Annotated in this window: 12 protein-coding genes and 1 pseudogene; 7 read left to right on the top strand and 6 right to left on the bottom strand. The window is 61.1% G+C overall.

Annotated features, from left to right (window positions below; translation table 11 throughout):
* Positions 1–178 precede the first annotated feature (178 nt).
* Entirely contained in the window at positions 179–1,600 is a 1,422-nt protein-coding gene (locus IQ782_RS27835; RefSeq protein ID WP_194137934.1) for an RNA-directed DNA polymerase, read from the bottom strand.
* 848 nt (positions 1,601–2,448) lie between these two features.
* Between IQ782_RS27835 and IQ782_RS27830 the strand changes: the two are divergent.
* The 5 genes and pseudogenes from IQ782_RS27830 to IQ782_RS27810 form a co-directional block, all read left to right on the top strand.
* Positions 2,449–2,825 (top strand): annotated as a pseudogene (locus tag IQ782_RS27830) (transposase); the annotation flags it as partial.
* 250 nt (positions 2,826–3,075) lie between these two features.
* Entirely contained in the window at positions 3,076–3,411 is a 336-nt protein-coding gene (locus tag IQ782_RS27825; RefSeq protein ID WP_240989640.1) for a helix-turn-helix domain-containing protein, read from the top strand.
* 57 nt (positions 3,412–3,468) lie between these two features.
* On the top strand, positions 3,469–4,236 hold the full coding sequence (locus IQ782_RS27820; RefSeq protein WP_194137933.1) for a hypothetical protein: 768 nt from the start codon (positions 3,469–3,471) through the stop codon (positions 4,234–4,236).
* A gap of 344 nt (positions 4,237–4,580) precedes the next feature.
* Entirely contained in the window at positions 4,581–6,539 is a 1,959-nt protein-coding gene (locus tag IQ782_RS27815; protein ID WP_194137932.1) for a GmrSD restriction endonuclease domain-containing protein, read from the top strand.
* A 42-nt stretch (positions 6,540–6,581) separates the two neighbouring features.
* The gene (locus IQ782_RS27810) at positions 6,582–7,190 is read left to right on the top strand and encodes a plasmid pRiA4b ORF-3 family protein (RefSeq protein WP_194137931.1); all 609 of its coding nucleotides are present in this window, start codon (positions 6,582–6,584) and stop codon (positions 7,188–7,190) included.
* 19 nt (positions 7,191–7,209) lie between these two features.
* On the opposite strand, the gene IQ782_RS27805 is transcribed toward IQ782_RS27810, so the two are convergent.
* Positions 7,210–12,777 (bottom strand): RecQ family ATP-dependent DNA helicase, encoded by a 5,568-nt coding sequence (locus IQ782_RS27805; protein ID WP_194137930.1) that lies wholly within the window; start codon positions 12,775–12,777, stop codon positions 7,210–7,212.
* Positions 12,778–12,896: 119 nt separating this feature from the next.
* Entirely contained in the window at positions 12,897–18,779 is a 5,883-nt protein-coding gene (locus IQ782_RS27800; RefSeq protein ID WP_240989639.1) for a DUF3320 domain-containing protein, read from the bottom strand.
* A 324-nt stretch (positions 18,780–19,103) separates the two neighbouring features.
* On the opposite strand from IQ782_RS27800, the gene IQ782_RS27795 reads away from it, so the two are divergent.
* Both IQ782_RS27795 and IQ782_RS27790 read left to right on the top strand, forming a co-directional pair.
* Positions 19,104–20,342, top strand: a complete 1,239-nt coding sequence (locus tag IQ782_RS27795; protein WP_194137929.1) for a metallophosphoesterase family protein — start codon at positions 19,104–19,106, stop codon at positions 20,340–20,342.
* A gap of 15 nt (positions 20,343–20,357) precedes the next feature.
* Positions 20,358–22,208, top strand: a complete 1,851-nt coding sequence (locus IQ782_RS27790) for a TniQ family protein (RefSeq protein ID WP_338092661.1) — start codon at positions 20,358–20,360, stop codon at positions 22,206–22,208.
* A 201-nt stretch (positions 22,209–22,409) separates the two neighbouring features.
* On the opposite strand, the gene IQ782_RS27785 is transcribed toward IQ782_RS27790, so the two are convergent.
* The 3 genes from IQ782_RS27785 to IQ782_RS27775 form a co-directional block, all read right to left on the bottom strand.
* Positions 22,410–22,874: a cupin domain-containing protein gene (locus IQ782_RS27785; RefSeq protein ID WP_240989638.1), complete on the bottom strand. Its 465-nt coding sequence runs from the start codon at positions 22,872–22,874 to the stop codon at positions 22,410–22,412.
* Positions 22,855–23,496 (bottom strand): TetR family transcriptional regulator, encoded by a 642-nt coding sequence (locus IQ782_RS27780; protein WP_194137928.1) that lies wholly within the window; start codon positions 23,494–23,496, stop codon positions 22,855–22,857. Before IQ782_RS27780 ends, IQ782_RS27785 begins: the two co-directional genes overlap by 20 nt.
* A 321-nt stretch (positions 23,497–23,817) precedes the next feature.
* Positions 23,818–24,676, bottom strand: an 859-nt coding sequence (locus tag IQ782_RS27775; protein WP_194137927.1) for a tetratricopeptide repeat protein, incomplete at its 5' end; no start/stop codon positions are given.

The following is a 24,676-nucleotide window of genomic DNA, read 5'->3' as shown; positions in this document are numbered from 1 at the left end:
GCAGGATCGACGAGCTCCTGCCATGGAACTTCAACCCGTCAAGCTGAACAGGCGTGCCGCGGTGACAGCGCTTACCGTCTTTCTGAGTACGCCGTTCGTGAATGACATCGTCAATCAAGAGCCTCCGAGCCAAACGGGAACCCCTTAGGACCTATGGTTTTTCGTTTAGGGTTGAAGCTTAGCAGTCCAAGGCGCGCTTTGCGGCCGGTACGCAATATGTGGTGATAATTTCGCTTCGCGCGCTTTGCCGCTCAACAAGTGACACCGAAGCGCGTTGCAGACGCTTGGAAACTCCGATCGCTTCGAGGTCTGAGTTATGTGTCCGAACAAGCATCAGAAAATTTGCTCTAGGACCGGTGTAAGGGCGTGCAAGGCATTGAGAGCGTATTTGTCGAAACATTGCCAATCTGTCATCAGCAATTTTTATAAGGTTGTAGAGTTGAAAGTCATTAAGGGTACCGACGATATCAGGATTTTCAAAAGCCACTTCAAGCACAAAGTTGCGCTCATAAACCTCTGCGTGATCCGATATCTTGTGCAGATAGCCTAGAATTGCGCGAAAAGCCGTATCGAGTCGCAATGGTTTTTTATCCACCATCATTACCCTAACCGCCCTTAACTCTTTTCGAATTCTACCTTTGTCTTTCTTGCTTATTGCATCAAGAAGTTCGATAGCTCGAAACTCTGACAACTCCCTTCTTTTGTAAATCCTCGTTTTATGAGCATTCAAGTTCAAGCCCTCAGGCAGAAGCAACCTAGACATTTCATGAATTGCGTCTTCAATTCTCTGCTTGCTCGACCCAAACACGAGAATATCATCGGAGAACCTTATGTAGATTAGGGAGTTTCTTCTGCAGTAATTGTCGAACTTTTCGTCGAAATCTTGAAGGTAGTAGTAAGAAAGGAATCGGGAACCATCAGAGATTATTTCCTGTGGAATTCCAGTAGATGATCGGGCGTACCCAGTCGTACGCCTATTCCAGAGATTCAGGAAGAGCTCCAGAAAGTTTATTTCCTCTTGGTATCGCTTCGGCATGTCGCGCCGCAACTTTCGAACTAACCTAGGTATTTCTATTGAGTCGTAGAAATTTGCGATGTCTGTAGTTGCTACATACGGGCCCAGAGATGAGTCAGAAACCAATTTTCTCACAAGCTGAGTAAATGATCTGAACTCATTGAACCACATTACATTAGACAGCGCTCCAGCAAAATATCCTTGCTGAAATGCCTTCGCCTCGCGCTCTGCTTCTTCTGAGCTTTCCGGAACCCCAGAGGTTGTTATAGCGCGCCATCCTCCGAATACTTTATCACGGCGAACTATTACCTCGCCACCTATCAGCGTGCAAAGATGATAGTAAACCGCCATATCTTCCTTTGATAGGATCGGCAGGAAACGCGTAACGCCGGCTCCCTTTTGAACACCAAGGTAGCCATGAACGACGTCCGGCACATAGCTGCGACTTCGCAATCTTGCGGTATAGTCCTCTACGAAACGAGGAATATTATTTATGTCATCGTCGCTTACTATTGGCACACGTCCGGATTTCAATTCACTCCAAACTTGGTAGGTTAGTTGAGCTCCAAGAAAAATGTTCTTCAAACCAGCACTCTATCTAATGAGGACCAGGACCCTATGCCATCGAGGTAGCGCATACATTCCATCTCTCATGAAGCCAACGCTTTTTTTCAGATCAGTGGCTTCCTATGGGCTTGATGGAGAGCTTACATAGATGAAGTACTTCGCCCGGGAGCTGACCATTCATCAGAGGATTGGCGCCACTCTCCGCGCTGTTTGGTTTGTCTTGGGCTGCGCGGTGGCTGTCCGCTACCTGCGCATCGCTGCCGTTCGTCCAGGCCGCAGCGAAAGGCAGCTCTCCGCCCATCGTGTCGGCGCCGAGCTTCATGCTGTGGCGAGCACGGAGAGCAGATAAGGGCTGACTCCGGTCATGCGCGACTCCAGGATCAGTCGGTAGCAAGGCGCAGGAAGCTGTCGGTCGATGCGCCGCTCCTGATCGGCGGGATAGCGCAGAGAGGCCATTTGCATTCAGGGCGTGGAAAAGCCACACCGACAAGGGTCCGGTCTCGAGCACGACACGCTTTGCCGCCGGTGCCCGTTTGCAAATGAGCGTCGCAATCGCTGCAGGGTCAGTAACGCACTTTCCCCGGCAAACCCGCTGACCTCCCCGGCGGATCGATACCGCCGTCTCTTTCATGGATACGTCAAGGCCGATATAGTCTTCCATGGCTGTTCTCAATTCGATGCATGGGCCCGGCGAGCAGTCGTGAGCCCGTATTTTTATCCTATCGGGGAACAGCCACCCTCAAAGAACTGGCATGCCGCCGGGGCGAAGCGCTCCCGCGATTACCCCATGTGGATGGCTCCCGCTCTCGACGTCGCAATGCGCCATAGTGCAGGTGTCAGAAAAAGCAATTGAGTGGAGTCGCCCCATGCAAGTTACCGGTGTCTGCCTCGACCTGGCCAAGAAAATCTCTCATGTCCACGGAGTTACCGTGACCGGAGAGGTCGCCTTTCACCGACCTTTGCGCCGGGCGCAGGTGCTGGCGTTCTTCGAACGACTGTCGCCCTGCCTCATCGGCAGCGAGGCCTGTGCATCGAACCTCCACTGGGGCCGCGAGTTTTCGTAGCTCGGTCATACTGTCCGACTGATGCCGCCGGTATACGTCAAACCCAGCGTGAAACGGGGCAAGTCCGACGCTGTCGATGCGGAAGCCTTGACGCGCCCGACGATGCGTTTCGTCGAGATCAAGTCCGGGACCAGCAGGCACTTCTCTCCTTGCACCGCGTACGGGACTTGGTGGTTCGATAGTGCACCCTATTGATCAGCATGCTCCTTTGAGTGCCCGAACTTAATCGGGCCGGATCGGCGGCCGCGCTGTTCAGCCGGAGACATCGCTTACCGAAATAGTGATGTTCGCGTCCCGAAAACGATACGGTAAGACAGATTCCAGTGTTAATGTACCGAAATCGGGTCATTGCGCTTGGTCTACCTACCGCCCCGAAATTAGTACCTTAACCACAAATTTGGACTTAACGTCTCGAAAACGGATCATTGAATGTCCAGCAGAAAGCCAATCGGCATCTTGGCAAAGGACCTGGGAGAGCGTCTTGCCCGCTTCCGCCTGTCTCGAAACCTTCGCCAGGTTGACCTAGCAGAACAGAGCGGTATCTCCCGTGGAGCGGTTGCCCGCATCGAGGCGGGCGAGGGCGGCACGATCGACAGCCTGTTGCGGATCATGCAAGCGCTCGGGCTCGCGGATCGCACGGAGATGCTTTTGCCGGATGCGAGCCTCAGCCCGCTCGATCCGCGTAGTGAAATTGGACCACGGCAGCGCGCGAGACTGCCGTCTGCTGATGAGCGATTAGAGAAACCTTGGAGCTGGGGTGAATAATGCCGACACGCGCAGAAGTGCATCTTTGGGGGCGCCAGATCGGGGCCGTGCTGTGGGATGGGGGCGACCGCCACCGGCCTAGATCGGCGGTTGGTCGATGGCCTGGTTGAATACGAGCGCAATGGTCAGATGTCGGTCTATGCGGCAGATTTAGAAGGGCTGGCCCGCGCGCCCCGGATGATCGTCATCAGGTCCGACGGGATGGACGAATTCTGGGGCGAGATGGATCACACCTCGGTGCTGGGTGGGCCGCTGAGCGGTGTGTCGCATCTGGGACGGACAGCCCCGCAGGACAGCTGGATCCATGCTAATATCGGCTGTATTCGCCGTCTTGACGGCGTGCTCGACACTTTCAATGCACGGATCCGGAAAATCGACTACCGGCCCGGCGATCCGCGCGATCACGCCCAGCTTTTCGAGGCGATCGTGGACCGTGAAGTTGATCTGCATGTCGAGGATCCCTGGTGCATCGCCCGTCCCGCCAATCGCGAACGTTTCGAGGCACTTCTGACGACATTGCACCGGATCGGGGTGAAGGTCGGCCATCTTAACCTCGTGTGGCAACCGGGCAATTGCCCGGAACTCGATGCTCGGGCCCAGAGCGAACTGCTGAGCCGTTTTTTTTGCGGTAAGGGGCTGTATCGTGAGCTGCGCTTCGATCCGGCAGATCACCGCCGCAAGCATTTCCATGACCGCTTCGTCGAGGCGGTGACTATTGATTGTCTTTCGCCGCTGAAGGTCCGCTACGATATCACCTCGGGGATCGATAATCTGATGGCGCGTCAGAAGGAATGCATCGTCTTCATGACGATCGACAGGCAGTGAGCCGTGCCCGAACCGTTCCCGGGAGGCTTGCCTGGCGGGACGGCGCGTGAAACCTCGGCGCGTCGGCTCGGAAGAACCGCGCGCCGTTCCGGATATCGTCGCGGGCGGCTTGGTCTCGCCGCTCGCCGATTGCCTAATAGCTGCCCCGTTGGACATCACGGCGCTGCAATAGACGCGTACTTCTGGGCATCGGCAGCACGCTAAGTTCATCGCATCCCTTGGCCCCGAACTCGCTTCGTGACCGGCCAACCCGGTTTCGGCCCTGATTCATCATAAGCAACCTTGTGCAATCAGGCGGATGCAGGCCATTCTGTCTCAACGCCCAGTATATTATCGGTTGCCCAATGCAGATCTCTTCAATTCTCGAATATATCGACAAAGGCCATATGGCCCTGCCGGAATTCCAGCGTGGCTATGTCTGGGGGCGTGAACAAGTCCGCGGTCTTTTCCAATCGCTGTACAGAGGCCATCCGGTTGGCAGTCTTTTGGTCTGGGCAACCGACGCATCAACGGCCACCCATCGTGGAAACGGCCAGCTGGCACCCGGTGTCGTGAAGCTGCTCCTGGACGGACAACAGCGGATCACCTCGCTCTATGGCGTGATCCGTGGCAAGCCGCCACGCTTCTTCGATGGAAACGCCAAGGCCTTCACCGACCTGAGGTTCAACCTCGAGACCGAGGAATTCGCGTTCTTCCAGCCGATTAAGATGGGGGACGACCCCCTCTGGATCGACGTGACCGAGGTCCTCCAGAAGGGGAACGCGGGGATCGGTGCCTTCGTGGCCACCCTGAGCCAGAACCCGGATACGCAAGCGAAGGTCGGCGACTACATCGGCCGCCTGAACCAACTGCTGGGCATCCGTGAAAAGAACTTCCACATCGAAGAGGTCACCGGTCCGGACAAGACACTGGACGTCGTCGTCGACATCTTCAACCGTGTGAACAGCGGCGGCACCAAACTATCGAAGGGCGATCTGGCCTTGGCGAAGATCTGCGCGGACTGGCCGGAAGCCCGCGATACGATGAAGTCCAGCATCAGCCGCTGGCGTTCAGAAGGCTATGACTTCACGCTCGATTGGCTGCTCCGGTCCGTGAACACGATCCTGACCGGAGAGGCGAAGTTCCTTTACCTCCACAGCCAAGATTCTGGTGACATCGCAGACGCTCTGAAACGCGCCGTGAAGCATATCGACAGCAGCCTGAACATGATCGGCGGTCGCCTTGGCCTCGATCATAACCGTGTCCTGTTCTCGAAGTTCGCCATTCCCGTAATGGTGCGCTTCCTCGACACCCATGGCGGCAAGCTGGACGAGAAGACCCGTGACAAACTCCTCTTCTGGTTCGTCCAAACCGGCATGTGGGGGCGTTTCTCGGGATCCGTGGAAAGCTTCATCGACAAGGATCTGGGCATTCTCGACCAGAGCGGGGGCGACCTGGACAAGCTGATTGGCGAACTCCGGCTCGCACAGGGCGGACTGCGCGTTGAACCAGGGCATTTCCACTCGTGGAGCGTTGGTGCGCGTTTCTATCCCGTCCTGTACATGCTGACGCGGATGACGGAAGCGCGCGACTGGGGCACCGGCCTTCCGTTGAAGAACAATCTTCTCGGGAAAATGAGCCGGTTGGAAGTTCATCACATCTTCCCCCGCGCCCGCCTCTATGATGCCAAATATGCGCGATCTGAAGTTAACGCGCTGGCCAACTTCTGCTTCCTCACCAAGGATACCAACCTCTCGATCTCGGATCGTCACCCCGAAAAGTACTTCCCAGAGATCGAGGCGGCGCACCCCGGCGCCCTTCAGTCGCAGTGGATCCCGCAGGACCCCGAGCTCTGGAAGATCGATAAGTACCGCGACTTCATCGAAGCCCGGAAGGAACTCTTGGCCGACGCTGCCAATGAATGCCTCGCCTCTCTGCTTCATGGCGACACTGCGATCCTGGAAGGATCGCGCTCGGCCAGATTGACCGACAAGGTTCTTCTCGGCGGCATCTCCAGCGAAGAGGAAGTCAATGAACTGGAAGCCCTGAACGACTGGGTGGCGCAGCAAGGCTTCGCGCAAGGAGAGATGTCCTTCGACTTCGTTGATGCCGAAACCGGCGAACAACGTGCGATCCTCGACCTAGTCTGGCCGAATGGTGTCCAGACCGAATTATCCGAACCTGTGGCTGTTCTTCTGGGGGAGAGCGCGGAATTGATCTCACTCGCAAGCTCGGCCGGGTATCGGTGTTTCACCTCGTCGCGCGCGTTCAAGTCCTACGTCAACCGCCTTTCGGCATCCGGACAGGGCATCGCGGCGGAATAGAGAGACGCCGGTCACTCGTTCGGCCGTGTGGAAGGAGCTTTCATGGCAAATCAGATCGCTCGACTGCGCGTAGAGCTCTTGCACGTCGAGCCAACCATATGGCGGCGGGTCGAGGTCAGCCTGACCACGAACCTACGCGCCCTCCATGAACTCATCCAGGGCGTAATGCCTTGGGAGAACTACCACCTCTATCAGTTCACGGTCGGGGAGCGTGACTACGGGGAACCCAGTCCGGAGGATGCGGCATGGGGCCACAAGGTCTACCATGCCAAGAACATGCGCCTGGAAACTTTGGTAGGGCGCGGCGTAGCAGAGTTCGAATACACCTACGATTTCGGTGACAACTGGCAGCATCGCGTCGTCATCGAACATGTCGGAGTCGCGGATCCAGACGTCGACTATCCCCTCTATCTGGGTGGCGAGCTCACCGCGCCGCCGGAAGATGTCGGTGGCCCGCCCGGTTTCGTCGATTTCGTGGAAGCCATGGGCAATAGCCGCCACCCGGCGCACAAGGACATGATCCGTTGGTACGGGCGCCCCTTCAATCCAAGGGACTTCGGTGAGTCAGCAGTTGCCACGACCGTCCGCGACATCGCGGCCAAGAGGAAAGTGGCAATGCTGGCGTTCGAGCGGAGTCGCCAGACGAGATAGGGTGAGCGCGCTGGCAATTTCACTCATCTATGATGTCGAAGTCATCTTCTTCGGTCGAAGGCTTGCTGCGCCTTTGTAGCTTCGGCGCACCTGCCTTCTTCTTTCCTAGAGCGTAGTCCGCCATGGAGGGAGACGGATGGCCGGGAAACCCTTCCTCGAAGCCCTGCACCATCTCCTTGTAGCTGAGGCCCAATGCGGATATCTTGCAAAGCTCGCGCCCATCGGTCCCGTCCTTGAGCACGAGGCCGCCACCCTTGGGCGCCACTTCGAGACCCCGTTCTTTGAAGCTGTCGATAAATTCGCCCCACGACCGACTTTCGTTGTAGATGCGCTGCGCAAGCGCAGCGAGCGCATCCGCATCATCCGGCGTGACGGCTTTCGCAAGCTGCCCGCCCCGGATCTCCGTCCAGCCTGCCGGATTGGCCCGAGAGACGACACTCTCGACAGCTGTGTCGGGCAACGTTGCGACAGAAGGTACTTGTCCCGGTGGGGCAAAAACAAGTTCGGGAAGGACGGTCTCCCAAGCATCTCGACGCGCGTAGTGCGCATATTTCTCGTCACCATCCGACTTGCGCCACTGGACCACAGCTCCAACTGCACCCGAAAGCAGGATCTGCCCCGGCGGATGCTCCCATGACTTCGACATGCGTCCTACGAGGCGGCCATGCCGGTCCAGCAACTCCCAGTTGGAGGCTCGGTGGTCCAGGTGCAACGGGTCACCCACCCGGCATTCCTGGATTGCACGGTGAACCTCGTGCCGATCTCCCCGGCGACCGGCATATGACAGGTCGGCATGCTTTAGGTTCGGCAGATGGTAGACCCTCGAAGATAGTCCTCCAGCCGGGAAATGCGGCTCGACCTGTCTCTCAACGACGCAGGGAGTGCCGGGCTTCAGGAACGCATGCTCGCCCGACGCCATAACGATCAGGCCCTTTTGGGCACGCGTCATCGCGACGTAGAAAAGTCGGCGCGGAGCATCACGGTCTTCGTTCTTCGATGCCCGGTCCCAACCGCCATCCAGAATAGCCACATGATCGAACTCAAGCCCCTTGGCCCGGTGCGCTGTCAGCAGGAGCAGCCCGCGTTGCTCGCCCCGTGTCTCACGGGACCATTCGGCCAGCCATTCGACAATTTCGGGCACAGGCATAGTCTTTGTCTTCAGCTCTCTCGCCAGCTCGGCGATACCTTCTGCCAACAGGTCTACCCACTTGTTGCCTGATTGCTCGTTGAGGAGATCGATGATGTCGGCAACGCCCAGAAGCTCTCCCTGTCGCCGACGCAGACTTGTCACGAGCGCCTGTGTCTCGCGCAGCCGCCAGATGTTTGGCAGGTCCTGATTGGCCATTTCGACCATGATACCCTGCTTTTCAGCATAGGTCCGGACAGCGCCAAGCCTCTTCCAGTCACGAGAGATGATGGCGGTACGGGCCCAGGACCACTCCGGATCCAACTTCGACAGCCGCACCATCTCGTCGACGGCAGCGATCGCCTGTGGCACATCGCCGGAGGGGACATTCAGAAGCTGGACCCGGCCCTGTCCAACCCCATCCACCTTTGCGAGGCCGCCCCCCTCAGGATCACGCCTGCGATCTGCGTTGATCCTGATCTCATGACCAACCTTCATCCGATCCGGCGCCGCCGAAATCACCGCATTGGCCGCCGCAATGACGTGGTTGGTGGAACGATAGTTCTCGACCAGGAACGCCGGCCGCGCCTTGTAGTCTTCTTCGAACTGGCGGATGAACCCGACGGAGGCGCCATTGAACGCATAGATGTTCTGATCGTCGTCCCCGACGGCGAACAGGCTGAGCTTCAGGTCGGCATCCTCGAGAGATCTGCCAGCGACTGCCGAGATAAGCTGATACTCTTCCGGCCCGATGTCCTGATACTCGTCCACGAGGATCCAGCGATAGCCTTGGATCAAGGTCTCCCTCTGCGCTTCGGCTTCGGATTTCGGCAGCCCTTCGCCCTCGAGCTGGCGCACCGCCTCCATTACGATGCCATCGAAATCTTCGGTCTCGGCCCGCTGACCCACAAAACTGGCCCCAACAAGCTTCATCGCCAGCGCATGACAGGTAGAGACGGTGACACCAATGGCATCATCGCCGACCAGCGACCGCAGCCGCACGCGGATTTCGGCCGCTGCGTGCCGGTTGTAGGCGAGAACCAGAATGCCTCGCGGATCCTCGCGTTTCATACGCAGCAGATAGGCGATCCGATGGACAAGCACCCGCGTCTTGCCTGACCCCGGGCCCGCCAGGACCAGAACATTCGTCCGGTCCCGGTCATCCGTCACGATATCCTGCTGGACCTTGTTGCCCAGCTTCTCGACGATCGCCTCCCAGGAGGCGCTGGTGGTCTGCCGTCGGACCTCGCGGCCCATGCCAGGCATCCACCGTTTCATGAACTGCTCCTTGTTGAGCAGGAAGTAGTCCTCCGAAAGGCGTGACGCATCGCTCATCGCCCGCAGCCCGGTTTCGGCATAGGTCGCCATGACATGGGTCTGGAGTGTCTGCTCGCCGTAGTGGTCTTCCAGCGGCGCGAAATGCGCCTGAGTGAACTGCCCCCCTGCCGGATCGAGATAGACCGTCATGGCAGAGCGGAACACCGTAAGCCCCTTTCCGAGCGTCACCACGCCCTGCTCATGCAGCCACATAAGCGCCCGCTCCATGAGCTTGGTCATGTCACCAATGCCACTGGTCTTCAGGAAGGCATCCTGATTCAGCTGTGCCAGCAGGTCGCCGACCGTCGTCTCGACCTGAAGATCCTTGCCCCGCACACCCTTGTCGAGCCGGCCTGTCAGATAGGTCAGGAGCAGCTCGGCCGCTTGCCACCGCAAGTTTGCCGTTGCCCGAACTGTTTTCCAGGGTCGCACCAGAGTGACCATCAGCGTATTGCGACTGACCCTCCGCAGAGAGATGTTCCCGCGACCGCCGTCTTGGCTTCGGCCATCCTGGGCGATCCCCCGCACCAGCCTGTCGACCGCATCGGGCCTGACATCCGGGTGGTTCTTGTCGCGCAAACGCTGACAGGTTTCAGAAAGGTTCAGCGGAACCGGGGTTCGGTCATCCATGTCCGGCGCCAGCTCCTGCATGAGTGCGATAAGATCGCCCTCCAGCGCAGAAGCCTGAGCCAGTCTCTGTGCTGAGGAACTGGCGACACCAACGTGGACAAAAACCGTCATCGCAACGTCGTTGCGCGCGATGCCCAGCGCTTCCAGTGTCGACATGGCCTTTGGCAGCGCACCGGGTGATATCCCCGCCACACCGCAAAGCTCATCGGTTGACACGCCTTGGTCAGCCGGCGCCGAGACCAGATGCGCGACGATGGCCAAAAGTTGGTTGCGATGCGCTAGCGTCAGGTCTGCCCCGGCCAACCGCTGCTTCGCCTCATCCACCGACCGCACCCGCAGAGACGACGGGAACACCTGAACCCGGTTCTCTTCCCGCGATACAAGATGCGCTTCCTCCAGCCAGGACACGGCCGTCTTCACGCGGGTGTCGTCCGTGGCGCTGTCGCGCTCGAACTCCTGGTCTTTCTCGGACCGGACGATCTCACCAGAAGTCGCAACGACCTTTCCGGTCTTTTTCGTCCTCTCGTCGATCCGGCGCAGCGCCTTGAGGATGGCCCCGATTTCATGCCGGGCGAGGCGCGAACTGGCCGTCAGTCGGAACTGCCGTTCCACATCGTCAGCCGCAAACAACAGGACGCAATGGGCGTCCTCCCGGTCCCGTCCTGCGCGCCCGGCCTCCTGAAGGTAGTTTTCCAAAGACCCCGGGATATCGGCGTGGACGACCAAGCGGATGTCGGGCTTGTCGATCCCCATCCCGAAGGCGTTGGTCGCGGCGATCACGCGCAGCTCGCCCACCCGGAACTGCTCCTGGACGACCTGCTTGTCATCCGCGCTCATCCCGGCATGGAAATGCGCCGCATCCACACCCTGAGACTTCAGGAACTCGGCCACCCGCTCGGTTTCCTTGCGCGAGGAACAATAGACCACCGCCCCAGACCGCCCCTCGGCGGGAAGCAGTGCGTCGAGTACGTTCATCACGTCCGACAATTTGGATGCCTTGTTCGAGGGTCGCACTTCGAACGCCAGGTTTGTCCGCGAGGCGCCCCCGTCAAGCGGCAGCAGCTCGACCCCGGCCTTGGACTGAAAGTGTTCGATGATATCCGCAACCACCTCGGGCTTTGCGGTCGCGGTGAGGCAGAGCACAGGCGCGGGTGGTTGATCCCCCGAGAACTCCCTGATGAAGCGGCCGAGATAGCGATAGTCCGGCCGGAAATCATGCCCCCATTTCGACACGCAGTGCGCCTCGTCAATTGCCCAAAGCCCCACTTCGCGCTGCGCCAGCACGCTACGGATCGAGGTACTGCGAAGCTGCTCGGGAGAGATGATGAGGATCCCGGCGTCGCCCATCCGGACCTTGTCGAGCGCATCCTGACGTTCCGGCATGGACATCATGCCGTTTATCGTAACGGAGCAGGAGATCCCGGCACGCTCCATCCCCTGAACCTGATCCGCCATCAAAGCGACCAGGGGAGAAATCACCACCGTCAGCGCACCGATCTTGTCGAACCGTGACAGCGCCGGCACCTGGTAGCACAGCGACTTGCCCGTCCCAGTCGGCAGGATCCCCAGCAAGCTGTTGCCAGACATCGCCTCATCGACGATGCGTTCCTGCAGCGGGCGTCCCTCCGGGTCGACCGGCTTGGGGCGGAAGCTGGGGAACCCGAACCACCTTTCCAGGGCGCGCACCGGGTCGTTCTGCTCGGCGCACCAGGTGCAGGCAGGATCCTTGCAGGAGGTGTCCCGCAGGTGCCTGACGATCAGAGATGCCTCGCGGAACTGCGCCCGCACCCAGGGAGGCATGACGGAGTCGCCGCCTGCCACCGTAATCCAAGAGAGGGCATAGGCCATCGGCCAACCGTTCTGAGGGCTATTGAGGCGTCGCAGCGTCTGTTCTACACGCAACCCGCAAGCTCGCCCGTCGAGCAACCGCGTGATCGCGGCAGCAGCCTCGTCATAGCTTGGGCAACTCTTGCCGCGCAGGTAGGAAAACAGGGCATCAAAGCCGCCGGCGCGCTCCATGCGCGTGGTCAGATAATGGTAGGCAGCCAGCGCGTCGGGCGCGACCTCAGCCAATTTTGCAAAAGCATCCAGCTGATTGGCGAGCACCTCGAAAACAAGGCGCGCGTCCAGTTCGGGATCGTTTACATGCCCGGTGGCAAGGCGCCCGTCATGATAGTGCTTCACAAGGTGGTGGTATGGGTTCCGCGGGAAGGCCAGCGGGTTCAGCCACAGGGTATCGATTGGCGCCTGTATGATCTGGCCAAGTCGGGGCCGTTTCGCGATCAGATGTTCGAGGTCGTGCTTCAGGAAGTTATGGCCAATGGGATGCGCTACATCACCGACCTGCGCTTCGAGCTGATCGAGGAACTCTTCGGAGATCCCTTCCATTGACTTCAGCACCGGCCGTTCATCACCGCGCACGGCCGCTATACCAAAGATCTTTGCCCTGGAAGGATCGACCTCAAGATCGATTGACAGGCACCGGGACAAAAGTTGGTTGTGACGCATTTCCATAGATTTATGAGTAACGATGAGAAAGCGCCGAACAAAGCCCGCTGATTTCGTGGTGGGGCCCGAACGCAATGACGTGCCTGATGCGACGGGCAGTGGCGCGACCGCCCGATCGCTCTTCCTCACTCACGGGCAATGGATCGCCATCCAACGCAATCCGACAGGTATGAACGTGCATCCGCTGACAATCTGGCAATCCCCGCGTGGCGCGCCAGATCGAGAACGGGGTCCTCGCTCCTGCTCAGCTCAGCCGCATGGCGATCATAAAGCTCCGCGATCTCCGTGCGGGAAATATCCCGGATGGAGCGATCCAGTCCCGACCGGAAACCGACCCTGTCGGCTTTCGTTCCCACCGCCCAAAGGAAATCGACACCATTCTCGGAATGCAGCTCAACCAGGCCAAGCGCCCTGGACACCTGCTCGGAGATCCGCCTCCCGGTCCGTTGCCAGCCATGCATCCCGGAGACCCGCTTGCCCAGCAAGGCAATCGGCATGGGTCCTTCGCGCTCGACCACGCCCGCGATCAGGCGCGCAAGAACGGGAATGTAGTCCGCATCGTAGAACCTTTCGGGATCGGGGCTGGCTTCACTCGAACCAGCTTCTCCCACCTCTGGCCTGGCAGCTGACGGCGCTGCACGGGCAAACTGTGCCTCCTGCCGGACAGGCTCTGAAGGTGCAATGTCACCTTCAACGCCAACCTCCACGACCGGCAGCTCGACCTCAGCGGCCTCTGCTTCCTCGGCCTCATGTGAGACCTCGAACTCATCGGCATCTTCCGCGAGCATGGCGTCGCGTGCTGCGTCTTCTTCGGCCCGCTTGGCGCGATCCGCCGCGAGGTGCTCCGTCAGCGCGGTGTGGATGCGTTCGACCACGGCCGCAGGATTGCGGAACCAGTCGGTCGACCAGATCCGGCAGATCGTCCAGCCAAGGTTTTCGAGCACCGCTTGCCGCACCTTGTCCCGGTCCCGAGCCGTGGCAGAACCGTGATAGGTCGCCCCGTCACACTCGATTCCGGCAAGATAGACGCCCGCATGATCCGGATGCACGACGCCCAGGTCGATACGGAAGCCCGAGACGCCGATCTGCGGACGCAGCTCCCAGCCCTTCGCCTCGATGGCTGCCTTGATCGCTGCCTCAAAGACGTTTTCGACAGGCCCAAGAGAACCATCGTCCTGCGCCGGAAGCGCCACAGGACCACGTGCTGCAAAATCGAGGAAGCCCTTCAGGTGCTTCACACCGATGGCCTTGGTGCGCGTCAGGTCGATCTGATCGGCACGGATCGAAGCAAATACGTGCAACTCCGCCCGAGCGCGCGTCACCGCCACGTTCAGGCGCTTCTCGCCACCGTCTCCGTTTAGAGCACCGAAGGCCATCGAAAGCTTGCCAGCATAGTCGGGGCCGAAGGTGATCGAGAACAGCATCACGTCCCGCTCGTCGCCTTGGATGTTCTCAAGGTTCTTGACGATGACCGGCTCTTCCCGCGCATCCTCGAAGAACCATTCCAGATCCGGGTTCTTCCGCCGCTCCTCGTCCAGCAGGTCGAGGATCAACCCCTGCTGCTCGGCATTGAAGGTGATGACACCAAGTGTGAGCCGCTCGCTTTCGGGCCAAGTCAGCCATTCGTTCAGTCGGCGCACCGTCATGCGCACAATGGCGCGGGCTTCGGCCTCGTTGGTCCTGCCCTGGCCCCGTGCATAGACGCCATCGACCTGGTGCAGCCTCACCGCGTCCGACGCCGTCGCCGGAGACGGGAAGGTCACCAGGCGGCCGCCGTAGTAGTGCCAGTTGGAGAAGGCGATCAGCGCCTCGTCGCGGCTGCGATAGTGCCAATCGAGCTGCTGCGTCGGGATGCCTGCCGCGGCGACCTCATCCAGAATGGACGCCAGATCCCGCTCTGCCTCAGGCAGCTCGTCCTCACCGGCGTCGCTGCGTCCGAAGAAGTTCGTCGGGGGAAGCTGCTTCGGGTCGCCGACGATGATCGCCTGCTTGCCCCGCGCGATTGCGCCGATCGCGTCCCAGGTGGTGATCTGGGACGCCTCGTCAAAGATCACCACGTCGAAGGCCGCTTGCCCTGCAGGCAGATACTGCGCCACCGAAAGCGGGGACATCAGCACGCAAGGCGCCAGCTTGGTGAAGGCGTCGGGCATTTCCGAGATCAGCTCCCGGATCGGCATGCTGGGCCGCTGCAGCCCAAGCTGATGCCGCAGCGTGCCAAGTTCAGAACGCCGCGCGACGGCATCCTGGGCTGGCAGTCCGTGCTGGATGCGTGACAGGACCTGCCCCGCGGCCATGTCCGTTGCGCGGTCATCCAATTCACGGAAGCGCTTGATCGCGTCCTCGTGCGACCAATGGGAGAACCCCCGCAATTCAAGCTGCGCATCCATGGCCTGCGGTAACCACCAGGCCGCATAGGCCGAGGCGAAGGCGGCATCGACATCGCCCTCGACCTGGCCTTCCTCGACGGCATGGACGAGGGCCTCAAGCCCTGCGCCACTGGCTTGTGTGCGGACTTCGACCCACCGGGTCCAATCCTGCAGGTGCTCCTTGTTTTCCTGGATGGCCTGCAAGGCTGCGAGCAGCTCCGACAGGGCCATCCCCTCGGGCGATGTATGCGCCACCTGCGCGAAGGCCCCGGCATGCTCCTGCCAGCTTTCATGCTTGCGCTGGAAGAGCGTGATCGCGTTCCGCAGGTCACCGCCGCTCCGCTGGGCAAGGCTCTGGCGGGCGAGATTCCAACGGGCCGGATCGGCGACCGTGGGCGCGATATCGGCGAGTATCGTTTTCATGGCCCGCGCCTGGTCCATCCAGCCAGCCAGGCGTGCCGGATCCGTTTCCACGCCCTTGACCACCGGACACCCGTTGAGCGGGGTTGTCTCAACCTCGGCTCGGGCGCGCTTGGCATCCGCCAGCGCGGCGATATCGAATTGGGGATCAGCCTTCCCGCCTTCCGCATAGGTCTGCAAGAGCTTGCGCACCGAGGATTTGGCGAAGACCGAGAGCGGCCACATCTTCGTCTGTGCAAGTCGCCAGTTGGCATCAAGCTGGTCCAGCGGAATTCCGTCCAGCCGCGCCATCGGATAGCTGGCAGAGGTTCGACCGGCTGCGGCGGTGTATGCGGCGAGCTTGTCGGTCAGCGCCTCGGTTTGCGCCTGCATCTCAACGACATCCCGCGTCAGCGACCAGCTTACATCCTCTCCAGTCTCGGGGATCGACGACAGGAGCAGCAGCGGCGCGACCTCGGACGCCTCGCCCGCGCCCGCCCAGGTCAGCCCGGCATGGCGCGCGAGCGCCGCGGCGGCATCAGCGAGCTCGCGGGTGGCCGCGCCCAGCTTCGCGCTTCGGTCCAGAATCTCCGCCTGCCAGCCAAAGGACCACTCCTCCGCCTGCACCAGTGGCAGCGGCTTGCGGCCCGCGATGATCTCCTGGCACCGGCCAAGGGCTTCGGCCAGCTTCCGCAGATGCATGTAGCTTTCCGCATCATGCGCATCCTTGTTCGCGAAGCTCAGGCTGAACGGCTGTTCCTGACCGGCAGCCTTGCCGATCGCCTGGAAGACGCTGAAGCCTTGCGTGCCTTTTTTATGCAACGCCGTGACATAGGCGTTCAGCTGTTCGCGGGTGACCGTCAGGTCATCCGTCACCTTGATCCATTCACCCCTCGTGCCGGTCACTGCCCGCGCCCAGCTGCGACCCAGCTGAGACAGCACCGATTTCCGGTCGGCCTTGTTGGAATGCAGCTCCAGCACAGCACCGCCAAGCCCATGCGACGCAAGCCGTCGCTGCACCACGTCCAGCGCCGCCGATTTCTCGGCCACGAAGAGGACGGTCTTCTGCATGGCGAGGCATTGCGAGATGATATTGGCGATGGTCTGGCTCTTGCCCGTGCCCGGCGGCCCGATCAGGACGAAGTCATGTCCCTCCTGCGCGGCCAAAACGGCGGCAAGTTGCGAGGAGTCAGCAGGCAGCGGCGTGAACAGGTCGCGCGGCGCCAGCCTGCGGTCCACATCGACCGCAACCGGCAGTCCCGGCGTCCCTTCGGCCAGGAAGGGCTCGGTCGGGTTGTCCACCAGATGCTTCACCAGCGCGCTCTCGCGCAGGCTGTCGGTCCGCTCCACCAGGTCCTTCCACATCAGGAACTTGGCGAAGGAGAAGGTCGAAAGCGCCAGCTCCTCGACCACCTCGAAGCCGGCAACATCGCGCACCTTGCGGCGCATGATCTCGAAGATGCGCGGCAGGTCGAAACCGCTCTCGTCCCGGGGAAGGTCGCCCTCCAGCTCGGGCACCTTCAGGTCGAAGTCCCGCTTGAGAAACTCCAGCAGCGTGGTGTTGAAGCGCACGTCGTCCTCGTGATGCTCGATCACGAACTCCGACTGCGCCGACTTGCGGGAGATCTTCACCGGCACCAGCAGCAGCGGCGCGCGGTAGCTGCGCGTGTCCCCTTCGGACTTCTTCCAGCGCAGGAAGCCGGCGGCCAGGAACAGGGTGTTCGTGCCGCCTTCCTGCATGTCGCTCTTGGCACGGCGGTGCAGCTCGAGCAGCCGTCGCTCGCTTTCCTTGCGGGTCAACGGAACCGCGATCTGGCCCTTCGCGAAGGCATCCTGCGCGACTTCCTCAAGGAGCTTGGGCTCGTCCTTCGCCAGAAGGTCGCGCGCGCCGACAGGGTCCTCGTCCTTGAGCGCCAGCGCGCGGAACTTCTTGCCGTCGGCCAGCTGATCTTCCAGTGCCGAGACATCGGGGCACAGAAAGGGAAGCGTCTGCTTGCCGTCCTTGAAGTTCAGCAACCTGTTGCGCAGCGACAGATCCAGAAGCTTACGTTGCCAGCGAGAGATACGGTCCGCCGGCGTCGAGGCCTCATCCTCGATCAGTTCGCCCGGCAGCAGGCCCAGATCCAGCGGGCGTGGCAGGGCTGCCGGGCTAGCAACGACGTCTTCCGCCTCGGCCTCCGGCTCGGAGCGGTGGCTGGCAAGCGGGCGGATCCGGGCCGCGCGGGCGCGCCGGATGTCGACTGCCATGACGAAGCTGTGCTCATTGCGCTCGGATGTCAGCTCGCGCGCCGTATCAACCGCCTGCTCGAACCCGACGCTGGGTTTCTTGGTCAGCAAGGTGGTCTCCATGACCACGAACTCGCGCGCATCGATGGCCTTCCGGACCGTCATCACGTCGGGCTCGCTGATGGTCCCGAAATCCCGCTCCGTCAGCCAGACCCCGGTCCAGGCATGCCCTTCGGAGAAGAGCACGACGGGGTTGAGGCCAGCGGCCTCGAAGCAGCCGGCCAGCAGAAGAGCACTATCCAGACAGGTGGCCAGTCCTTCAGACTTGATGCGACCGGGGTCACGCACCTTCTGGCCGCGCAACTCGAAACTTGCCGGAGGCACCGCGTAGGTCAGCCCCATGCCGGTCGCGGCCGACCAGATCGCCCCGGCCAGCATCCATGTACGGGACGGATCGCGGGCCTGGTAGCCATCCATGGCACCGCTCTGTCCGGCCCCCTCCAGTAGCCGGCTGGCCTCCTTGAGGACACCAGCGACAACCGAATCGTTGGGAGAGACGAAGGCCGCAAGCAGATGCGCCATGTCGCCGACACCACCCCATTCGTCTCGGGCCAGCATCTCGATCGGGCGCTGCTCCTGCAGCAGCTCTGTCTCGTCGTGCTTGACGACGAACTGCAGCTCTCCCCACTCAGCCTCGTTGAGACCGCCGAGGATCACCGTGTCCAAGGGCGTTTCCAGGTCGCGCAGCTCTTGTCGTTGTCCCGGCGCCAGTCGATCCACTGTCCAGCACTTCGGGCGGATCAGACCGGGACTGCAAGTCAGTTCGAGACTGATATTCTCTAGCGGCGCATCTGAAAGGTTCTGCAACACGACATTTTTCAGAACCGAGACACCGTTCTGGGACGATGCAAAGTTAACTTTCTGAGCGACGGACAGCTCCAGAACGAGCTGGTCACGTAGCTCTTCCCCAACCGTATCAAACGACATTCTTACGTTACCTGGCCCTTTAATCCCCAAGTTACTCAGGCATAGAGGTATTTGACTGTCAATTGCACGGCTGAATTCCTCAAGCCTCAGAGGTCATCTTCGCACTGTCGCGATCCACCAAGTTTGCGAAAAAGAAATCTCTAGGCCCACAAGTTGAGCAAATTCAAACCTTTGAGGCTGCAGCATCGGATGCGAAAAAATATACCACAAAATCAATGACTTGAAAGACACTCTGTTATGAGGCAGGTTATGACTGGGTGAAAGGGGCTAGCGCACTAGCGCACACTCGATCAGCCCTGTGACGGCCTGCGTTCCCGATAGGTCAAGACTCGTTCGAACTCGTCGGAGGCTATTTTGCCCGGTCCCACCATTATCGAAATCCCGGACAATGCCGGGACGGTCGCAGTAATAGCTGACCTCCACCTCAAGTCCTACTTCTCGCAGGGCAGCAACCCGCTCCAGTTGCATGGCCTGGAAGATCGACTGTTCAAGGAGAGCGTCGACGCCCTGATCGTCGCCGGTGATCTGTCCGACACCTTCGGTCCGCCATTAGAGGACGCTCTCGCCTACCTGACCCGCTATGCGCCCGCCGATCGCATCTACGTCGTTCCCGGGAACCACGACTACTACGCGGGAAGGCTCGACGACGAGAACCGGCTCCGTGACCTGGTTCACGCCAGCGGGAGTTCGTTCGCGCAGAAGACCGAACTCCGCCATCGCAGCGACCGGTATCTCTGCGCCACCCTTTGGACCGACTTCGACCTACTGGGGGATCAGGAGGCTGCCAAGAACTTCGCGCGCCGGTTCATGCGCGACTTTGACATGATCTTCATCGAAGCCCCAGGTCATGAGTGGCTTGACCCGGACGAGGTGCTGCCGCGTCACATCGTCCCGATCACTGCGGAGGACACCGTCACGCTGCATCAGGAGCACCGCGGCTGGCTGGAAGAACGCTTGGCGGCACCACATTTCGCCGGCAATGGCAGGACCTTTGTTGTCACGCACCACGGCCCGCACCCGTCGGCAGCAGGCCCATTGGATCGCCTTAGCCCAGCCTTCCATTCAAACCTAACCGAAGTCCTCCAACGGAGCGACATCGACACCTGGTTCTTCGGCCATTCGCACCGGCGGCTGTCTTCCATAGTTGCTGGGACACGCATTCAGAATGTTTCAATAGGCTATCCCGACGAAGACCATGGCGACGAAGAGGATGACCTAGCCGAAGTCTGCATCATTGCGGCGGCGCCCGACAAGCAGTCCTCGAATGAGCATAGGGACCTGTCGACCGACCGGCAGGCACTCGAGCAGGACTTCGAGTACGCGCTTCGGTGCCGTGAAACCTACGCGCCCGTTCTGGTGGACAAGCTCTCACCTGAAACGCGCGCCTCTCTGCGCCAGGCCTTGAGCGGATGCGCCTGCCCCATCGTGCCGGAAGGAGACGCGTATTACGCAACCGATGTCATCGTCGTGCTCGGCCGGACGCTGGCCACGTCGCCTCCCCGCGCATCTTCTCAGGGAGCTAGAGATAAGGGTCTGCGCTGTTGCGCCAACTTAGTGCGCCTCCAAAGAAGGACGCCAGTCCAAGCAGTTTGAAGATCAAGACAAGGCGTGACTTTGACTACCGAACTCTCACTCATCCCCAGCATCAGGGGCCGCGAAACAGCCTTCTCCTTCGTATCCCGCATTGCTGCGCTGAATGGCGTGGGTGCCGCGGGTTTCTGCGCAGACATGGGACTGTCCTTCAGCAGGATCATCGAAGGGAAGGTCGAAGACCTGCTTGGACTGGCAACGCTCTGCAGGATTGACGCCGACGACCTCAAGAGCTGGAGCCCTCTCTACTTGGGCAACAGGGAGCATTCCTTCCGTGGTCACCGTCTTCACGCCAAGGCTATCAAGGAAAGCACCGTCCGCGGCTGCCCTATCTGCTTGAGGGAGGATGCTGAGACCAGCACAGATGCTCCCGAGAGGGCGATGTATGTCCGCGGCGACTGGCTATTTCGTCCAGCAACTCTCTGCCTCAAGCACAAGCATCCCCTCGTGCCGCTCTGGACCCAGCCCAATCCGATCCGCCGCTATGACGCTGCCGCACGAATGGTGGACATCGCCCCAGGCATTTTGGCTGGGTCTCTGGACCGGGAACACCGTGATCCGAACGATTACGATCACTGGATCGAAGCGCGTCTCTTAGGAAAACATACCGACAGCTGGCTTGATCAGTTCGAGCTCTACGCGGCGGCGCATTTCTGCGAGCTTATGGGAAGGGCCATCTGGGCCCTCAGGATCCCGAAATGGAAGAAGTTCAAGAGCGAGCACGCCTGGATGGCATTCGAGATGGGCTTCCGCTTCGCGACCCTCGGCGAGGACAGCATCCGCGCTGCACTGACGGAACTGCAAGTTGCAATCGGAGCGGCGACAGACGGGCCGAAGAAGAAGTTCGGCGCTCTCTACGACCGGCTCGCCTTCGACTTGGCCGGCGAGGAGTATGAACCTTTCCGCACGCTCCTTCGCGACCACATCGCTGCAACCTGGCCTTTGGGACCTGGCGACGACCTGATGGGAGAGCCTGTGCTGGAGCGCCGTGTCCATTCTGTGCGAACCGCCGCCCGAGAGCTGGGCATGGACCCGCGGCGCCTCCGCAAGCTCCTTGTCGAAGTCGGCCTCGTTCGACCGCCCGAAACTGGTCAGGATGACCAGTGGGAGCTGTTCGACGCGCTCGTGGCGCAGCCTCATCTCGCCTCCCTAAACACGCTTGTTTCTGCGAAGGACTTTCAGGAGGCGCTGAGCATGTCCCGCTCGCAGTTCGAATTGCTTCGCAAGGAGGGCTTCTTTCCGCCCGCCATCCACGGCGACGATCACAAGCCCCTCTGGGACGTCCGCGCAGGCCACAGGTACCTCGAGGGCCTCTTGGCCGGCGCGGAACCCATCTACGTCCCGATGCACGCCTGGGGCGACATCCCAAAGACCGCGCAGCGGCTCAAGGTCTCACCGGGTACGATCGTCTCGCTCCTCGAGCGCGGCAAGGTCCAGCGGGTCGGGCGCCATATGACCCGCGACGGCTATGAAGCAATTCTCGTGACCCATGACGAAATCGAACGCCTTCTGGAGCGACCTAACGCCCCGGGGATCAGCATCGAGGTATTCGCCCGTCAGACTGGCCTGACACCCTCGGCTGCGATGCGCATTGTACGCGACGGGCATGTTCCGTCGACAGAAGGGCCTCATCCGAAGACTAGCGCCAGCCAACGCTTCCTCGCGCCATGCGACATCACCGCGTTCCACATGCGCTTCGTGACCTTGAGAGGACTGGCAGTGGAACTCGGCACGTCGTGGCAAGCGCTGAGGTACAAGCTGGCCGATGCAGGCGTGAGACCCTTTAGCCCCGAGGGCAATGTCTATGGAGCCATCTATGAGCGCTACTCGGTAGAGGCCTATCTCGGCGGCGGCCCAACAAAAGACTGAGAAGTCTCCAAACCTGGCGAAAGCGTCGCGCTGGAAAAGCAACCTTCCGATGGGGTCGTCGCGGCGGATTTCGACGCGGGTCACATCGCGGAACGGGTATGCTGGTTGACCACTCCAATGGGAATGACTCAGCGTCCCTTCGACCAGGATGCACCGGCCGCGCTTGCTTATGCGCGGCCGGTTCTGGTCTCTTGCAGTTGCTCAGGCTGCCGCACCGAGCAGGTCGATGCCGTGCCGCTCCATGACTGCGCCGAGCCTTGCGAAATCGGGCTCTGCTTGGGGTTCGCTGGTGCCTACCTCGCGGAAGAAGGCGATCATGGACGGCTCGATAAGCACGAGCATCTTCACCGGCATGTCGCCCTCGTTGCTGTAGTTGTGCGCCTTGCGGGATGCGAGTGTGATCGCATCGCCCGGCTTGGCCACGGTGACAGATGGCGGCCGTCCTGCTTCCGAGAAGTCGCGGACCGTCAATTCACCCGAGAGGATATAGAACATCTCGGCGGAGGCGTGGCTGTGCGGCGGTGTGCCCGATCCCGGCGGCACGTCTACCTCGATCAGTTCGACATCCGTTGTCGGCAGTCCGCCGAGGAAGCGGATGCGGTCTCCAACGACCCAGATCGCGTCGGCGTCGGTGGAGGCATTTCGGTCAAGCTTCATCGCGTTCATCCTTTCGCTGCGATGCAATGTCCGCCCTGACGTCGCCCTTTGTGACCGCGGACAGGATCACCTCGAGCGCCCAAGACGCGGCTTCCCCGGCTTGGGCACCGGAAAGACCGCCATAATCCTTCAGGACCTCCCATGCGGAGGCTGAATAGAGCAGATGCGCCAGGGCCGTGACCTTGCGGGACTCTTCCGGCGCTAGGGACACGCAGACAGGCGCGAGGGCATTGGCGAAGTGGATACGCCGGGCCTCCACGGTGCCCATGCGCATTTCGCGCCCGGTCCGCGTATGAAGCGCGGCGCGCATGGCGGCCTCGTGGTCATCGAAGAGCGGGAAAGCGTGCCGCGGGCCATCCAGGACGTCGCGAGGCGCGCGCGGCGACACGGAGGCGCCGATCCTTGCGTTCAGCCACGGCCAGAATGCAGCGAAAAGCTCTTCCTTTGTCGAGAAGTGGCGGAAGACCGTCCGCTTCTGGACGCCTGCACGGCCCGCGATGGCATCCATCCCGATCTCGGAAGAATCCTCTGCGTCCTTCATCAGGTCGTAGAGCGCTTGCAGGATCGCCTCGCGCGTTGCCCTGGCTTTCTCGTCACGCAGAGGGCTGTTGTAGGTTCTGGTCGCCGTCACGCTGAGTCCCCAAATTGATGACACTACTTGTGACGCAGATTTGACCTACGGTCAATCAATGTCATTAATGGTGACACTAATTTCGCCGACCACGCTTCATTGACATGGTCGACTTTGAGCAAGAGTCCGCTTTTGCGCCGTCCAGGCCTTGTCTCTGCGCGCAGGGAGAACCGCCTTCGAAAAGCTGAGGCCCCCTAGCGCAGCGGGCGTAGCGATGGCCCGCAGTCCGCGCTTCGTATCCGTGTAAGGCCAAAGTTGCTGGCCGAACGACCGGCAGCTCCGGGCGCGCCACGAACGCCTGTCGCGCCAGAGACAGGGCCCTCAATCCGGGAGGCCCGCGATCCTCATGCCTTCCCGCCACCGATCCCGGTCGATGTCGCGCTGGATGGGGTAGAGCGCGATGAGCTTCGTTGCGCTCATCCGGTGGTCGATCTCGCGGATCCGGGCCACCATGCGCCGGGCTTCCGCGATGTCGCCGAGAAAGGCCCTGCTGGCGGCCAGGATGCACGAGGCGATGAGGTAGCTCGGCCGGTTCCGGGCCGAGCGTTCCGCCCACCTTGCCGCATCGGCGTAGTCGCCCGCCACGAAATGCGCGTAGCCCTTGGCGGCGTACATCATCGCGGTTTCGGGATCGTAGGGGTTCAGGCGCATCCCGCGCGCCACGTGGTCGAGCGCGATCTCCGCCCGGCCGAGCCAGCCATTGATCCAGCCGCTGAACAGCCAGGCATTGGCGAGGTTGGGGTTGAGCTCCAGCGCCCGGGTGACCAGATCGTCGCCGTGCGAGACCTCGTTCGCCACGAAGGCCATGCCGATCCCGGCCGTCGCCAGCGCGACCGCATCGTCCCGGCCGAAGTCGATGGCGCGCCCGGCCGCCTGCCGCGTCGCCTCGATCAGCGCCGGAAGATCGGTGACCCAGCCGCAGGCCTTCTGCTGCGAATAGCAGCGCGCCTCCAGCCCGTAGGCCGAGGCGAAGCTGGCGTCCTTAGCCGTCGCGGCGCGAAATGCGCGTATGGCCTCGAGGTTGCCCTCGCGGTTCCAGCGGTGCAGCGCGGCAAGGCCGCGCAGGTAGACATCGTAGGCGTCGAGATGCCCGGTGAGCTTCGCCCGGGCGCGCTCGATCTCGGCCTGCTCGAGCCGCGGCGCCACCGCGCCGACGACGCGCGCGGTGACCCGGTCCTGC

The organism is Salipiger mangrovisoli (assembly GCF_015223355.1).
Lineage (GTDB): Bacteria > Pseudomonadota > Alphaproteobacteria > Rhodobacterales > Rhodobacteraceae > Salipiger > Salipiger mangrovisoli.
Note: the sequence above shows the minus strand (reverse complement) of the source record. Positions and strands in the feature narration are given on the sequence as shown.

Coding starts and splice junctions, on each gene's coding strand:
- IQ782_RS27825 (WP_240989640.1), top strand. CDS start 3,076: ATGTCCAGCAGAAAGCCAATCGGCATCTTGGCAAAGGACCTGGGAGAG.
- IQ782_RS27820 (WP_194137933.1), top strand. CDS start 3,469: ATGGGGGCGACCGCCACCGGCCTAGATCGGCGGTTGGTCGATGGCCTG.
- IQ782_RS27815 (WP_194137932.1), top strand. CDS start 4,581: ATGCAGATCTCTTCAATTCTCGAATATATCGACAAAGGCCATATGGCC.
- IQ782_RS27810 (WP_194137931.1), top strand. CDS start 6,582: ATGGCAAATCAGATCGCTCGACTGCGCGTAGAGCTCTTGCACGTCGAG.
- IQ782_RS27805 (WP_194137930.1), bottom strand. CDS start 12,777: ATGGAAATGCGTCACAACCAACTTTTGTCCCGGTGCCTGTCAATCGAT.
- IQ782_RS27785 (WP_240989638.1), bottom strand. CDS start 22,874: ATGAACGCGATGAAGCTTGACCGAAATGCCTCCACCGACGCCGACGCG.